We start from the raw sequence: 813 nt of genomic DNA, 5'->3' as shown, positions 1-813 counted from the left end.
CCACCGATAATCGCTCCCCCATCCAAGTCTCCCTAACTTAGCTTTAATCTTTCTCTGAAAAGCACGTCTCCCCTTAAAACATTCCCCACTCATTAAATACCTTAAATACTCTTTCTCCTCATCTGATAACTCCTTACACAACTCTTTTATAGCTTCCCTATACGCAACCAATTCACATACGTCTAATCCATCACCTGATACCGAATGAGCTACCTCCCCAATTTCATCATATGCCATCCGATCAAAACCTCTCTTGACACTCTCTTGTTTTCGAAGCTCATCCTTAACACGGTTCGAAAATTTTGTCTTAAAATAAACACACATTTTTCTCGTATTCAAAACTAGCTCTGGTTCCTTAGCCAATAACTGATATAAGGTTATCATCCCCTCTTGGTGCCAATCCTCTCGTTCCCACAGCTTGATAAAATAAACCTGCATCAACTTCAACACAATGGGTCTAACTTTACCATAAACACTCTCAAAATTTATCGTAGCTTCCATTAATTTATCCTCCATTATTAAGATAACACTAGTTTACCCTCATAACTGAAAAAAGAACATGACACAAATGTCATGCCCTAGACAAATAAAAAAGAAACCTTGTCTTAACAAGATTTCCAACAGTTTCTATACTCCGCCAACAGGGCTCGAACCTGTGACATCATGATTAACAGTCATGCGCTCTACCAACTGAGCTATGGCGGATTAACTAAGCTAAGCAACTACCCTATCTCACAGGGGGAACCCCCCAACTACTTCCGGCGTTCTAGGACTTAACTGCTGTGTTCGGCATGGGGACAGGTGTATCTCCTA

General features: G+C 40.7%; 1 protein-coding gene, 1 tRNA gene and 1 rRNA gene. All 3 read right to left on the bottom strand.

The genetic code is table 11. From position 1 onward, the window contains the following. Positions 1 to 501: sigma-70 RNA polymerase sigma factor region 4 domain-containing protein (locus ACFPQ3_RS09330; RefSeq protein WP_380434406.1), on the bottom strand; the 501-nt coding region annotated here is incomplete at its 3' end. Positions 502 to 632: 131 nt separating this feature from the next. Further along, positions 633 to 705: transfer RNA gene (locus ACFPQ3_RS09325), tRNA-Asn, on the bottom strand. 8 nt (positions 706 to 713) lie between these two features. Continuing rightward, positions 714 to 813, bottom strand: a 5S ribosomal RNA gene (gene rrf / locus ACFPQ3_RS09320); the annotation flags it as partial.

Source organism: Streptococcus caledonicus, from assembly GCF_042656225.1.
Classification (GTDB): Bacteria; Bacillota; Bacilli; order Lactobacillales; family Streptococcaceae; genus Streptococcus; species Streptococcus caledonicus.
Note: the sequence above shows the minus strand (reverse complement) of the source record. Positions and strands in the feature narration are given on the sequence as shown.